Annotated in this window: 13 protein-coding genes; 8 read left to right on the top strand and 5 right to left on the bottom strand. The window is 67.7% G+C overall.

Translation table 11 applies throughout. The features are described from left to right. The gene (locus tag IEY68_RS15535; RefSeq protein ID WP_062999535.1) at positions 1-2,727 is read left to right on the top strand and encodes a branched-chain amino acid ABC transporter permease/ATP-binding protein; all 2,727 of its coding nucleotides are present in this window, start codon (positions 1-3) and stop codon (positions 2,725-2,727) included. After that, complete coding sequence (locus tag IEY68_RS15530) at positions 2,720-3,424, top strand: ABC transporter ATP-binding protein (protein ID WP_058856784.1); 705 nt, start codon at positions 2,720-2,722, stop codon at positions 3,422-3,424. The genes IEY68_RS15535 and IEY68_RS15530 overlap by 8 nt, the downstream gene beginning before the upstream one ends. Before the next feature lie 7 nt (positions 3,425-3,431). On the opposite strand, the gene IEY68_RS15525 is transcribed toward IEY68_RS15530, so the two are convergent. Next, entirely contained in the window at positions 3,432-4,145 is a 714-nt protein-coding gene (locus IEY68_RS15525; RefSeq protein WP_058856785.1) for an SDR family oxidoreductase, read from the bottom strand. Between the two features lie 377 nt (positions 4,146-4,522). On the opposite strand from IEY68_RS15525, the gene IEY68_RS15520 reads away from it, so the two are divergent. The 3 genes from IEY68_RS15520 to IEY68_RS15515 are packed head-to-tail and all read left to right on the top strand — an operon-like array spanning position 4,523 to position 6,537. Continuing rightward, positions 4,523-5,758 carry a cytochrome P450 gene (locus IEY68_RS15520; protein WP_156426397.1) on the top strand — a complete coding sequence of 412 codons (1,236 nt, stop codon included), beginning with the start codon at positions 4,523-4,525 and terminating at the stop codon, positions 5,756-5,758. A 7-nt stretch (positions 5,759-5,765) separates the two neighbouring features. Beyond that, on the top strand, positions 5,766-5,984 hold the full coding sequence (locus IEY68_RS36230) for a hypothetical protein (protein ID WP_199805002.1): 219 nt from the start codon (positions 5,766-5,768) through the stop codon (positions 5,982-5,984). A gap of 4 nt (positions 5,985-5,988) precedes the next feature. Further along, entirely contained in the window at positions 5,989-6,537 is a 549-nt protein-coding gene (locus tag IEY68_RS15515) for a carboxymuconolactone decarboxylase family protein (RefSeq protein WP_199805003.1), read from the top strand. Positions 6,538-6,547: 10 nt separating this feature from the next. Here the strand turns inward: IEY68_RS15515 and IEY68_RS15510 are convergent, their stop codons facing one another. Then, positions 6,548-7,345: an NAD(P)-dependent oxidoreductase gene (locus tag IEY68_RS15510; RefSeq protein WP_082681634.1), complete on the bottom strand. Its 798-nt coding sequence runs from the start codon at positions 7,343-7,345 to the stop codon at positions 6,548-6,550. After that, positions 7,342-7,632, bottom strand: coding sequence for a hypothetical protein (locus IEY68_RS15505; protein WP_082681635.1), 291 nt, complete (start codon positions 7,630-7,632; stop codon positions 7,342-7,344). The genes IEY68_RS15510 and IEY68_RS15505 overlap by 4 nt, the downstream gene beginning before the upstream one ends. 88 nt (positions 7,633-7,720) lie before the next feature. Here IEY68_RS15505 and IEY68_RS15500 point away from each other — a divergent pair, with 88 nt between their 5' ends. Continuing rightward, positions 7,721-8,911, top strand: a complete 1,191-nt coding sequence (locus IEY68_RS15500; protein ID WP_058856788.1) for an amidohydrolase family protein — start codon at positions 7,721-7,723, stop codon at positions 8,909-8,911. An 80-nt stretch (positions 8,912-8,991) separates the two neighbouring features. On the opposite strand, the gene IEY68_RS15495 is transcribed toward IEY68_RS15500, so the two are convergent. Then, positions 8,992-9,642, bottom strand: coding sequence for a TetR/AcrR family transcriptional regulator (locus tag IEY68_RS15495; RefSeq protein ID WP_058856789.1), 651 nt, complete (start codon positions 9,640-9,642; stop codon positions 8,992-8,994). Continuing rightward, on the bottom strand, positions 9,639-10,610 hold the full coding sequence (locus IEY68_RS15490; protein WP_058856790.1) for a hypothetical protein: 972 nt from the start codon (positions 10,608-10,610) through the stop codon (positions 9,639-9,641). The genes IEY68_RS15495 and IEY68_RS15490 overlap by 4 nt, the downstream gene beginning before the upstream one ends. A gap of 250 nt (positions 10,611-10,860) precedes the next feature. Between IEY68_RS15490 and IEY68_RS15485 the strand changes: the two genes are divergently transcribed. Beyond that, positions 10,861-11,679: an SDR family NAD(P)-dependent oxidoreductase gene (locus IEY68_RS15485; protein WP_058856791.1), complete on the top strand. Its 819-nt coding sequence runs from the start codon at positions 10,861-10,863 to the stop codon at positions 11,677-11,679. 5 nt (positions 11,680-11,684) lie between these two features. Continuing rightward, positions 11,685-12,983, top strand: a complete 1,299-nt coding sequence (locus IEY68_RS15480) for a cytochrome P450 (RefSeq protein ID WP_058856792.1) — start codon at positions 11,685-11,687, stop codon at positions 12,981-12,983. Positions 12,984-13,083: the final 100 nt, after the last annotated feature.

Below are 13,083 nucleotides of genomic sequence, written 5' to 3'. Positions count from 1 at the left end.
ATGAACAGCTATCTCCCCTTCGTGATCCTGGGCCTGACCAGCGGTTCGATCTACGGTATGGCCGCACTGGGCCTGGTACTGACCAACAAGACGTCGGGATTGTTCAACTTCGCGCACGGCGCGTTGGCGGCCACCGGCGCGTACTTCTTCTACTGGCTCTATGTCACCAACGGGTGGCCGTGGTGGCTCGCCGTCCTGGTCGTGGTCGGCGTGCTGGGTCCGATTCTCGGCGTGGGCATGGAACTGCTTGCCCGCCGGCTGGCCACGGCCGGCACCGTCTTCAAGGTCGTGGGCACGATCGGCATCATCCTGGTCGTCCAGGGGCTGGCCACGATCAAGTATCCGGCCGGTTCGGTCACCGTTCCGCAGTTCCTGCCGACCCGGACATTCGAGGTGTTCGGCGCGGCGGTGAGCTGGGCGCAGGTGATCACTGTCGCGGTGGGTGTGGCCGCCGCGATCCTGCTGTACCTGTTCCTGCGGCGAACGGTGACAGGAAAGGCGATGCGCGGTGTGGTCGACGATGCCGAACTGCTGGCCCTGACCGGCCGCAACCCCGCGACCGTGCGCCGGATCGCCTGGATGATCGGCACCGTGCTGGCATTGCTGGCCGGCGTGTTGATCGCGCCGAACATCAGCCTCGACGCCGTCGTGCTGACCTACCTGATCGTGCAGGCATTCGGGGCGGCCGCCATCGGCGCGTTCGCCAGCCTGCCGGTCGCCTACCTCGGTGGCTGTGTCATCGGAATCGTCGCCGCACTGGTCACCAAATGGGCTTCGTTCGACGCGGTCCTCGCCGGGTTCCCGTCGGCCCTGCCGTTCTATGTATTGTTCGCCGTCCTACTGGTTCTGCCGCGCCGCAAGCTGGTGTCGGAGGGTGCCGAACGCGCGCAGTTGCGGGTGCCGTGGCGAGCACCGCCCGGCGTGCGAATTGTGGCCGCGCTCGGCCTGTCGGCTCTGCTCGTGCTGCTGCCCTGGATCGTCGGATATGACATCGCCAGTTATACGAACGGCCTGATCCAGGTCATGCTACTGCTGTCACTGGGCCTGCTGGTCCGGACCTCGGGCCAGGTGTCGCTGGCACATATGGCGTTCGCCGCCGTCGGCGCTGTCTCCTTCTCCCAGCTCACGGTCGACCACGGCTGGCCCTGGCTGCTGGCGCTGCTCGCGGCAGGGTTGGTAGCGGTGCCGGTGGGCGCGTTGCTGGCCGTCCCGGCCAGCCGGCTGTCCGGGCTGTACTTGGCCCTGGCGACTTTCGGGTTCGGCGTCGCTGTGGAGTACATGGTCTACCCGCTGGGTTGGATGTTCACCACCGACCCGCTGGGCCGGCTGATGCCGTATCCGTCGTTCGCCCAGGACGACCGCTCCTATTACTACGTTGTTCTCGGCGTCGTCGTCCTCACCGCCGTGATCGTCGTGGTACTCACCGAGACCCGCCTGGGCCGCCTGGGCCGCGGGATGGCCGATTCCCCGGTCGCGATCGCTACATCGGGTCTCGATCTGCGGGTGACGAGGGTCTTGGTGTTCTGTATCTCGGCGTTCTTCGCCTCGGTCGCCGGAGCCCTGCTGGGCGTGCTGTTGACCACCGCGACTGCCGAGTCCTATCCCTCATTCCAATCGTTGGTGTTGCTGGCCGTGCTGGCGCTGGCGCCGTTCGGGGCGCCCTGGTACGCGTTCGTCGCGGCGGCAGGTGTCGCGATCGTCCCCATCTATTTCACCTCCGCGGACGCCACCAACTGGTTGAACGTGGCCTTCGGGGGATTCGCTGTGCTGGTGGCTGTGCAGGGTGGTGCGCCCGGTACACCACCGGCGGTGCAGCGGTTCTTCGAACGTTTCGCGTTCCGCCGACCGGCAGCCTCCGCCGCTCCGGCAGGGGAGCAGCCCGAGCCGGTGACACCGCGCGGTGTGCACCCGGCCGCCGCGGGGGATCCGGCGCTGGAGATCTCCGGCCTCACCGTGCGGCACGGTGGCCTGATCGCTGTCGACAACCTCACCCTGCGCGCACCGATGGGGCGGATCACCGGCCTTATCGGGCCGAACGGCGCGGGTAAGACCACCACCTTCAACGCCTGTACCGGACTGGTGCGGCCCGCCGCGGGGAGAATTCGGTTGCACGGCCGCGATGTCACCGACCGCGGGCCGGCCGTCCGGGGGCGGCTCGGGCTGGGACGGACCTTCCAGCACATCGAGTTGGGCGATTCGCTGACAGTCCAGCAGAACGTCGGCCTGGGCCGGGAGGCGGCGATCGGTGGCGCGAACCCGTTGTGGCAGCTGCTGAGCCGGCCCGCGGACCGCGTACAGATCGCGACGGCGACGCGCCGGGCGCTGGCGCTGTGCGGTCTCGAGCATCTGGCCGACCGGCTCGCCGGGGAGCTGTCCACCGGTGATCGCCGACTGGTCGAGTTGGCCCGCTGCCTGGCCGGCCGGTTCGACGTCTTGTTGCTGGACGAGCCGTCCGCGGGGCTGGACCGGGCGGAACGGGCTCGGTTCGCCCGGCTGCTGCGTGAGATCAACGAGGTGCGAGGCGATGCGATTCTGCTCGTCGAGCACGATATGTCGCTGGTCATGGAACTGTGCGACTACATCTACGTTCTCGACTTCGGTGAGCTGATTTTCGAGGGCACGCCGGAGCAGGTGCGGGACAGCCCCGTGGTGCAGGCGGCATATCTGGGTACCGACGCCGCCCCGGCGCTGCCGCGGGCATTGCCTGTGGAGGCAGATCATGGATAGCGGAGTCGCGGCTCTCGAACTGGCCGATATCACCAGCGGTTACGGGAACACCACCGTGCTGCGCGATATCTCATTGCGGGTGCCCACCGGATCAGTGGTCGCGCTCCTGGGCGCGAACGGCGCGGGGAAGACGACAGTGCTGCGCGCGGCCGCCGGGCTGAACCCGGTCTCGCGCGGGCGGGTCAGCGTATTCGGAGCGGACGTCACGCCGGAGGACCCGGCCCGTCGGGCGAGGCGGGGCGTATGCCTGATCCCCGAGGGCAGGGCGGTATTCAAGTCGTTGTCGGTCCGGGAGAACCTGGTGCTCCAGGTCCGGGGCAGCGGTGCGGCGCACGCCGTCGAGAAGGCAGCCGAGGCTTTCCCGATCCTGGGCCGACGACTGGGACAGACAGCCGGCAGTCTCAGTGGCGGTGAGCAACAGATGCTCGCACTCGCCCGTGCCTATACGACCGATCCGCGCGTGGTGCTCGTGGACGAGCCGTCGCTGGGATTGGCGCCCCAGGTGGTGGAGACAGTCTTCGGTTTCCTGGATCGGCTGGCCGCCGGAGGTACCGCGCTGTTGGTCGTCGACCAGTTCATCGGCCGAGTGCTCGACTCGGCCGACTACGCCTACGTGCTGGCCCAGGGTGAACTGACCTTTGCCGGGACGCCCGCGCAGTTGCGATCGGGCGATGTGTTCGAGAAGTACCTCGGCTGACCCTCGGTCACCGCGGAACGATCGTGACCGTACCGATCCGGGCGGGACTGGCGAGAATGTGAGCGACCATCGCCGCGTGTTCCGACGGATCGAGCTGGCGGCCGTTCATCTGACCCTTCTCCTGCCAGATCGCGCCGAATCGGGCGCCCTCGGGCTGCCGTTCGCGGACCGAACTCGCGGTGGGACCGATCGCGAGGGTGCTGAACGCGATATCGGGATTCTCGTACTGCCAGCACTGCACCATCCGCTCCAGTGCGACCTTGCTGCAGATGTAGGGGCCGATGCCGACCCAGGGCGGCTGGTGCAGGGCGGAGTCGGACGACAGATAGATGGCGTTGCCCCCAGCGGCTTTCAGATGGGGGAGCGCGGCCTGGGTGACCAGAGCGGCGCCGATCACATTGGTGTCGAAGACAGCGTGCCAATCCGCGGCCGACGTATCGGCCATCTCGCCGAACCGGAACGCACCGACGGCGTAGACCAGGGCGTCCAGCCCGCCCAGGTCCTCCGCCGCTCGGCCGACCGCCGTGGCGCACTCGTCGGCGTCGCCGACATCGCAACCGATGGCGACAGTTCGGTCGGGGTGTTCCCGGACGGTCTCGGCGAGTAATTCGGTGCTGCGGCCGGCGAGGGCGACGTGGGCGCCCGACCTGGCCAAATGCTGGGCGATGGTTCGGCCGATGCCGCGGGACGCGCCGACAACGAGCACTTTCCGGTCGCGCATCCTGTCACACACCTCGCTGTCGATTCGTGAAAATTAACCCACCGATAAATTAACATATGGCGGGTGATGTGGAAGGGCTTCGGCGCGGTGGGTCCGCTATGGCGCCATCGCTTCCGGGCCGGTTGGGCGGCGGGCTCACGCTTCGGGTCGATGGTTCCCGCAGATTTCGGTTGACCCGGCGAGAGGTCCTGATGTATATAATTAACTTATCAATATGTGACCTAGCTCTCTCGTGGAGATCGTGACCGAGATGTGCCGAGTCGGCCGTGATGTTCCTGGCCGGGCGGGTCTGCTGAAGGCAGGCATGTCCGCGCCGGCTGTCGCTCGTCGCCGATCTGCACGAGAAAAGGAAAGAGATAATGGAGACTCACCCGATCATGGGCGACCTCGCTGCGGAAGCACGGCTGGACGACCCGGCGTTCTTCCTGGCAGACCCGTATCCGACGTACGCAAGGCTGCGGCGGGAGGCGCCGGTCTTCTGGTGTGAGTCGGGTCAGTTCTGGGCGCTGTCCAAGCACGAGGACATCACCTGGGCCGAACTGCGGCCCAACCCGCCCTTCACCACCACCCAGGGTCTGCATATCCCCGAGGCGCGCCGGTCGGGCCGTATCGACGAGCGCGATCCCGGCGGTGCCCAGCAGACAGGCGGCGGGTTCATGAGTGATCCGCCGGGCCACACGGCCTTTCGCCGCCTCGTCGGTACGGCGTTCGCGCCGAAGCTGATGGTGGACCTGGAACCAGGCGTGCGCTCGATCGTCGACAAACTGCTCGACCGGCTGCCGGACGGAGAACCCGTCGACTTCGTCGAGGCGGTTTCGGCCCCGCTCGCGGTTCAGGTGATCGGGGAGTTCCTGGGAATTCCGGAGGCGGACTGGGACGATTTGAGGCGTTGGAGCGACTCCTTCATGGCCTTTATCGGCGGCGGGCTTGTCGAAGGCAGCCCCGAAGCCGCGCAGGCGGCCGTGGATATGCAGGAGATGTACGGCTATTTGACGCAGAGCCTGGCGGAGCGTCGGCAGAACCCTCGCAGCGACCTGATGTCGAGCGTGACGAAGCTGGTCATGGACGGCGAACCGCTGCCGGAAGCCAGCCAGTTGGCCGTCTGCTTCTCGGTGCTGGCCGCGGGTAACGAGACGACTCGCAATACCCTCTCCGGTGCCATGGTGGCCTTCGCCGAGGATCCTGGTCAGTGGGAGCGGCTGGTCGCGGATCCGTCCTTGGCGCCGGGTGCGACCGAGGAGCTCTTGCGGTGGGTCAGCCCGGTCACCCATTTCGGAAGGCGAGCAACCGAACCCGTAGTGATCCGCGACCAGGAGATCGCGGCGGGCGACTTCGTCGTGATGCTCTACGGGGCCGCGAACCGTGATGAAGATGTGTGGCCGGACGCGGACACATTCGATATCACGCGCAAAGACGCGCACAAGCACCTCTCGTTCGGCTGGGGTTTGCACCGCTGTATCGGTTTGGCCCTGGGGCGCGCCGAGATTCGCATCGCTGTCGAGGGGCTGGCCGAACGGTTCGCGGGGTGGGATCTTGCCACCGAGCCGGTACGCAACCCGTCCGTGCTGGTTCACGACTACAAGACCGTCCCGGTCGTACTCAGGCGGAGCTGACCGCGCGGTGAGTGGATCGAATGCGGCGGTGGTGCCGGTCTCGGGTTTGTCTGTCGGCACCTCGTACGCGAACCCGGCTACCGCGCACGGCGGTTCGGCACTCCGGAGGCCGACCTGTGGCGGGATGCGCGGGGACTACCCGACTGTCCGGGTCGCCGAGGCGCTCGAGCTCACCTCCCGCAGGGTCCGGCGCGGCGGAATCGCTGTGCTCTCCGAGGTCGGCTGACCCGGTGCCCGCGATCAGCCCGCTCCCGTTGGACGCGCTGCCGTCCGCGCTTCGGGAGGAGATCGACGGCCGGGTCGCGGCGCGGACCCTGAGCAGCACCCTGCCGGTGCAGATCTGGGCCCGCCGTCCGGAAGCCGCGACTGCGTGGGTTCGCCTCCTCGCCGCGTTGAACGAGGGTGCTCTGCTCGACGAGCGGCTCCGGGAACTCGTGCGTCTGCGCATCGCGGCGTTCACCCGGTGCCGGACCTGTCGGGCGGCGCGCAAAAGCGACACGGTGAGCGAGGACGAGATCGCCTGTCTCTCACCGGATGACCAGCAGTTCACGCCGCGGGAGCGCGCGGCCCTCCGATACGCCGACCTCTTCTGTGTGGACTGGCTGGGCGTCGACGACGCCACCTACGCCGGCCTGGCCGAGCATTTCACCGTCGAAGAGATCGTGGAATTGCAGATGTTCACCGCCATGATGCTCGCCGGCGGTCGCCTCGCCTTCGTGCAGCGCGGCTGGGCCGACGACGAGCTCCCGCCGGTGCTGGGCGACGAGCCGCCCGCGTGACGTATGAGGATCAGGTCAGCGGGAGCGGCCCGGCCTCGACGGTCGCCCGCGCCACGCCGAGATCCTCCGCTGCCGTGCGGACCGCGGCGAAATCCTTGGTCAAATACGGGATGATCCGGTCGAATACGGCACCGGGGTCGGGTGAGGCTCGCAGCCGAGTGATCAAGGCGCTCGCGCCGCTGCTCGTTGCGAGCGCCTCGAGTATCCGGGCGCGGTCGATGCCGAATTCGTCGCCGAGCCGTAGCACGTCGGCGGCCAACTGGGCGTGGGCGGTGAAGAGCAGGTTGTTGAGCAATTTGACCTTCAGCGCCGAGCCGCGCTCGCCGGTGCGGACGATGGTGTCCGCGTAGCACTCCAGGTGCGGGATCACCCGCGCCGCGGAGTCGTCGGTCCCGCCGAGCATGATCGTCAGCCGTCCGGCGAGCACATCGACCGCCGTGCCGCTGAACGACGCGTCCACGACGTCGACGCCGCGGCGGGCCGCGGTGGCGGCGATCCGGTCGAGCGTCGCGGGGAGGCCGGTGGTGTGGCTGGCCAGCAGTGCGCCCGCCGGTATGTGTGCGAGGGCGCCATCGGGGCCGAGCGTCACCGCACGCAACTGCGTGTCGTCGTATACGCAGGTGAGGACGATGGTGGTGTTGCCTACGGCCCCGGCGACCGTATCGCTGACGATCGCGCCGAGGCCGGCGTACTTCTCCCGGACCTCGGGGCGGCGAGCGTAGAGGTGGACCTCCCGTCCGGCCGCGAGCAGCCGCTCGACCATCGGGCCGCCGATCCGGCCGGCACCGAGGAAGCCGACGGCGCTCACCGCGGGTCGCTTTCGAAATGCTCGCCGAAGAAACGCTTCTCGTTGAACTCGCCGTCGCGCGCGGCAACGTGCCGCTGTAATGCGGCCTCGAGATCCCGGATCCGGGACCTCGCACTGTCCGCGGCGTCGTTCTTCCCGGCCGTCAGCGCGGCCTCCAGGCGGCCGGTCTCGAGTGCGATCTCCCCGCGGAGCCGGTCGCCCGCGATTCCGTAGGTCAGCAGGTCGTGGTCGTCTTCCTCCTCGGAGGGTGAGCCTGGGGGAGCTGCGCTGCTCGGAGGCATCGTCATAGGGCCACCTGACCTCTCGTGCGGGTTTCGCCTGAATGGAACATTAGATACGATAAGTGTCTCATTCATACCTCGAGGAGGGGCTGACGTGCCACTGCAGGACTATATGAAGATCGTCTCCGTCGACGACCACGTCATCGAGCACCCGCGGGTCTGGCAGGATCGCCTCCCGGCGAAGTACCAGGGCACCGCCCCGCAGATCATCACGACAGCCGAAGGCAACCACACCTGGAAGTACGAGGGCGCCCTCTTCCCCTATATCGGCGTCAACGCTGTGGCCGGCCGCGAGCCCAAGGACTTCGGCATGGAACCCGTCCGGTACCAGGACATGATCCCGGGCTGCTACGAACCGGACGCACGCGTCGCCGATATGGATCTGGACGGTGTGCATGCGGCACTGTGCTTCCCTTCCTTCCCGGGTTTCGGCGGAGGCGTCTTCCACCGGGCGAAGGACAAGGAACTCGCCGAACTCTGCATCAAGGCGTGGAACGACTGGAATATCGACGAGTGGTGCGCCGCGCACCCGGACCGGCTGATCCCCCTCGGCATCCTGCCTGTCTGGGATATCGACGCCACTGTGAAAGAGGTCGAGCGATTGGCGGCCAAGGGCTGCCGCACGATCAGCTTCCCCGACAATCCGATACCGCTCGGCCTGCCCGGCTTCCGTGACGAGCACTGGACTCCGCTGTGGGATGTGTGCGAGGCGACCGAAATGCCGATCAGCCTGCACTTCGGATCCGGCGGATTCGTGCCCGGCTTCCCGTTCACCACGGCCACCGGCGCCGCCGGTCGTTCCGCGGAGGCGGCCAAGACCTCCGATGTGCCGTACGCGGTCGCGATCACGCTCTTTTCGAGCAACCTGATGTGGTCCTCCGTCGAGCTGCTCTTCTCCGGTCGGCTGCAGAAGCACCCCGGGCTGCAGTTCATCCTCGCCGAGGGCGGCATCGGCTGGTTCCCCTATGTTCTGGAACGAGCCGACTACACCTGGGAGCGGCACCGCTGGTACCAGGACATCGACAAGAACACGCGCCCGTCGGACCTGTTCTACGAGCACTTCTGGGGCTGCTTCATCGATGATGTGCACGGTATCGAGAACCTCGGAGGCCCCGGCGGTATCCGGGCGGACCGGGTCATGCTCGAGATCGACTACCCGCACTCGGACTCGAACTGGCCGAACAGCCGCAAACGAGCGGCGGAGACACTCGCGGACCTTTCCGACGAGGACTGCCACAAGATCACCGAGCTGAACGCCCGGAAGATCTTGCGGTTCGACGCTTGACCGACCGGGCGGATTCCCCTCGGTCTGCCACCATCGCTGAGCCGGCGGCTGCGATGAGTCCCGTCGTCGGCGGTGCGGCGTCAGGTGGTGCGGCCGCCGACAGAGGTATGCGCTGAGGTGCTGATCGCCGTTTCGCACCGATCGAGTGACGGCGCGAGCGTCTCGGCGACCTCGCGGAGGAGGATGCCGAGCGCCGGGCGTCCGTCGAGCTCGGCCCATCGGGACATGGCGGCGATGCGAGCGCTGCTGGTGAGGGATGCGGCCAATCGCATGGCGAGGCTCTCCGGTGGCTGACCGGTGACCTCTGCGAAGAGGGCCGCCAGGGTCTGTGCGTCCTCGCTCCGGCCCCGGGCCATGGCGAGCTGGAGCCCGGGGTCGAGGTGGATCACTTTCAGCCGGGTCATCAGGTCGACCTGGTAGCCCGCCACCGCACCGACGTAGGCCTCGAAGAGAGACGCCACGACGCGTGCCAGCCCGTGGTCGCGGTCCAGTTCGGGTTCGAGCTGGGCCAGACGCTCCGGCGAGAGCCAGCGGCGGGTCAGCACTCCCTCTTTGCTGGTGAAGTGACGGTAGAAGGTCGCCACGGAGATGCCGGCGCCGGTGGCGATCTGATCGACGGTGACGGTGTCGTACCCGTGTTCGGCGACCAGCCGCCAGGCGGTGTCGCGGACCGTCCGGCGCAGCACGAACCGTTTCTGCTCGCGGCGGCCCAGCGACTCGACGGTCGTCATCGCACGAGGACGAGCCGAACGGGTCGCACTGTTCCGCTCGCTACCGCTCCGCGCGCGGTCGCGGCCGGCCCGGCGGCCACCGCGACCCGGGCCGCGACCGGCTGGTGGTGGCAACATCGGCGCCGGCAGTCCTCTCCGGAGTGGGCGGTGGCCCAGCGCAGCACCTCGCCCTCGTCCCAGCTGAGGATGCCGTGGGTGTCGTCGTGGGCATCGGGCACGCGCCCGCTCGCGTAGAGGGCCCGCCACTGCGGCCCCGTCATACCGGTGAGCGCTGCGCACAGGGGGGCCGAGATGTGGTGACCGCGGATGTCCGGGGACGGTGGTCCGAAGCGTCGCCACTGGGCCAGTGTCTGGCGGTCGACCCCGGTGAGCCGAGCGATCCGCGCCTCGGGCGCCAGGCGCCGGGCGACCACCGTGGTCGCCACGGTCCGTTGAATCAGGCGGGCCTCCGCATCGGGCGTCGCCGACGATTCGGCGAGTTCCTCGAGCAGGGTGAGGCCGCACACCGCGATCCAGGCCTCGGCGAGCACTCCTTCGGTTGTATCGGGGTGGGCGAGTACCGCTTCCGCGAGCAGCCGTGCCTCGGCGTACAGGTCGGCACCGGAATCGGCGACGGTGTCGGTGATACCGCGGAGCCAGGTGGCGATGCTCGCGGTATCGAATGCCGCGGTCGCCGGGTGCCCGGCCAGTACCGACGGTGCCGAGCGCGCGCCGAGTTCCGCGTAGGCGACCGTCGCGACCATGGTCGCGACCAGGACACGGGCGTCGGTCGTGCTACCGGCGAGGGCGGCCGCGCGTGCGGCCGCCACGACGGTCCGTCCCTCCGCGGCGTCCCAGCAGGGGGCGTCGTTGTGGAGCCGGGTACGGCGGACGGCACCCCGGCGGCCGTCGTGTAGAAGAGCTCCGAGTGGTCGTGTCACTGCGGGCACGAGCCCGCTCTCGGCGCTCTGGACCGACCGCAATGTCATACCCAGCAACCTCCGGAAAATGTGAGAGACGTCTCTCATTGGTGGAACAGTTTGTGTCATGAATGTTACGTGTGTCAAGGCTTCCGAGAGATGTCTGTCACATTTTGACGTCGCTCGATCGACCGGCAGGCGGGATGTGCTGAGTTAATGGGTATTGCGCAAACTGTGCATTATCTGTCTAATATGTTCGTCAGGCGGTGAGGTGAGTTACGCCAGTCGTGGACGGGCATGCGCCCGGTGAGGAGTTGTCGTGGGTCTTCTGGAGGGCAAGGTCGCGGTCGTCACGGGCGCGGGCGGGGTCATCGGCTCGGACACCGCGCGCCTCCTGGCGCAGGAGGGGGCCCGGCTCGTTCTCACCGACCTGGCCACCAGTCGAGTGGACGAGATCGCCGGGGAGTTGACGGAGGCGGGGCACGAGGCGGTATCCGTCGTCGGGGACATCACGGCCGAGGAGACCGCGGAATCGATCATCGGCCGCACCATGTCCACGTTCGGCCGGCTCGACATCCTGGACAACAACGCGGGAGCGACGTATCTGTCCCCCCAGGACGGGGACCTGCTCGGCACCACGCGCGAACTGTGGGAGATCTCGACTTCGATCAATGTGACCGCACCGATGCTGTTGTGCAAGCACGCCGTTCCGGCGATGATCGCCGGCGGCGGCGGATCCATCGTCAATATCTCGTCCGGCCAGTCGCTGCGGGGCGATATCCGCAATACGGCGTACGCCGCGGGCAAGGGCGCGCTGAACTCGCTCACCCAGCACATCGCCGTCCAGTACGGCCCCCAGGGCGTGCGGTGCAACGCGATCGCACCGGGCCTGATCGTCGGCGAGGACCGGCTCGCATCGTTCCCCGCCCAGGTGAAGGAGATGTTCGAGCCGAACTGCTCGATCCAGCGCCTGGGCCGCCCGCGTGACATCTCGAACGCAGTGCTCTACCTGGGGTCCGACCTCTCGTCGTATGTCACCGGCCAGGTGATCACGGTCGATGGGGGCATCACCCGGCAACTCGCGACCGTCGGGCCGTCGCGCGCGATGGCGCTCGCCCCGATCAACACGAAGGAATGACCCGAATGACCGCTGAAGTGAACGAGGCACCGACACCGGCGCAGCTGATGGCCGAGATCAGTGAGGCATTCAGCGCCGGATCCGTCGACAATCCCTATCCGGTGTTCGCGGAGTACCGCCGGAAGGAACCGGTGCACCACGGTGACGTGCTCGCGGAGTTCGGGACACCGTCGATGGCCGGGGGGTTCAACGGCGAGCGCGACGTCTACTCGGTCTTCAAGTTCGAGGACTGCCTGACCCTGCTCAAGGACTCCGAAACTTTCACGAGCGAAGCCGTTTCCGCCGCGTTCCGTCCACTGCTCGGCAAGGTGGTCACCGGCGTGGACGGGGAGGAACATTCGCGTCTGCGCAAGCTCCTGATGCCCGGTCTGGGCCGACAGAACTTCGACTCCTGGGGCACCGACACCGTCGAGCCGGTGCTGAGACGGATGGTCGCGGAGCTCGCGGGGCGGGGTGGTCGCGCGAACCTCACCGAGTTCGTCGTCAACTTCCCGGTCCGGATCGTCTACGAGATCCTCGGGTTCCCCGCCGACGACGAGGAGAAGTTCTACGATTTCCAGACCAAGGCCCTGATGATCCTGCTCGGCTTCGGAAGTACCGATCCCGCCAAGAAACAACAGGCGGCGGCGAACCGCGAGCGGGCCATCGGAGCGGTCAAGGGCCTGTACGACGACCTGCTGCCGATCGTGCGGCGGCGCCGCGCGGAGGGAGCACCGGGCAACAGTCTCATCTCGCACCTGCTGCGGGTCGAGGTCGACGGGGAGACGTTCACCGACGACGAGGTGGTCGTGTTCACTCGCTCACTGCTGCCGGCGGCGGCCGAAACGACGACCCGTTCCTTCGGCAATGTCCTGGTTCTGCTGCTCGATCGCCCCGAGGTGCTCGCCCAGGTGCGCGCCGACCGCGATCTGGTACCGAAGGCGATCACCGAGGGCACCCGGTTCGAGCCGGTGTCGATGGTCGCCGCCCGCACCACGACGCGCGACGTCGAGGTCCGCGGCGTCACCATCCCGGAAGGCTCCGGTGTCACGATCGTCAAAGGTTCGGGCCTGCGTGACCCCGACGCCTGGCCGAACCCGGACACCTTCGACATCCACCGCACGATGAACAAGCCCAATATCGCCTTCGGTTTCGGGCCGCATACGTGCATGGGGATGAACCTCGCCAAGTTGCAGATGAGCAAGGCGCTGAACCTCCTGCTCGACGAGCTTCCGAACCTGCGTGCCGACGAGGACGCCGAGCCGCTCGCGATCCGGGGCGCCAACTTCCGCCAGCCGACGTCGATCAATGTCCGGTGGGACTGAGCCCGGCCCGTCCGCGTCGCTTCACCTATCACCCGAGGAGCTTCCCAATGAAGATGTCAAGCCCGGGAGATGAGTCCCGGTGATGAGATCAGGCTGCGGC

This window comes from Nocardia jinanensis (assembly GCF_014645735.1).
GTDB classification, from domain to species: Bacteria; Actinomycetota; Actinomycetes; order Mycobacteriales; family Mycobacteriaceae; genus Nocardia; species Nocardia jinanensis.
This window is presented reverse-complemented; position numbering and strand designations above follow the sequence as displayed.

Bases quoted from the DNA above. Each gene is read 5' to 3' on its own strand.
- IEY68_RS15535 (WP_062999535.1), top strand. From the start codon at position 1: ATGAACAGCTATCTCCCCTTCGTGATCCTGGGCCTGACCAGCGGTTCG.
- IEY68_RS15530 (WP_058856784.1), top strand. From the start codon at position 2,720: ATGGATAGCGGAGTCGCGGCTCTCGAACTGGCCGATATCACCAGCGGT.
- IEY68_RS15525 (WP_058856785.1), bottom strand. From the start codon at position 4,145: ATGCGCGACCGGAAAGTGCTCGTTGTCGGCGCGTCCCGCGGCATCGGC.
- IEY68_RS15520 (WP_156426397.1), top strand. From the start codon at position 4,523: ATGGGCGACCTCGCTGCGGAAGCACGGCTGGACGACCCGGCGTTCTTC.
- IEY68_RS15505 (WP_082681635.1), bottom strand. From the start codon at position 7,632: ATGACGATGCCTCCGAGCAGCGCAGCTCCCCCAGGCTCACCCTCCGAG.
- IEY68_RS15495 (WP_058856789.1), bottom strand. From the start codon at position 9,642: ATGACGACCGTCGAGTCGCTGGGCCGCCGCGAGCAGAAACGGTTCGTG.
- IEY68_RS15490 (WP_058856790.1), bottom strand. From the start codon at position 10,610: ATGACATTGCGGTCGGTCCAGAGCGCCGAGAGCGGGCTCGTGCCCGCA.
- IEY68_RS15480 (WP_058856792.1), top strand. From the start codon at position 11,685: ATGACCGCTGAAGTGAACGAGGCACCGACACCGGCGCAGCTGATGGCC.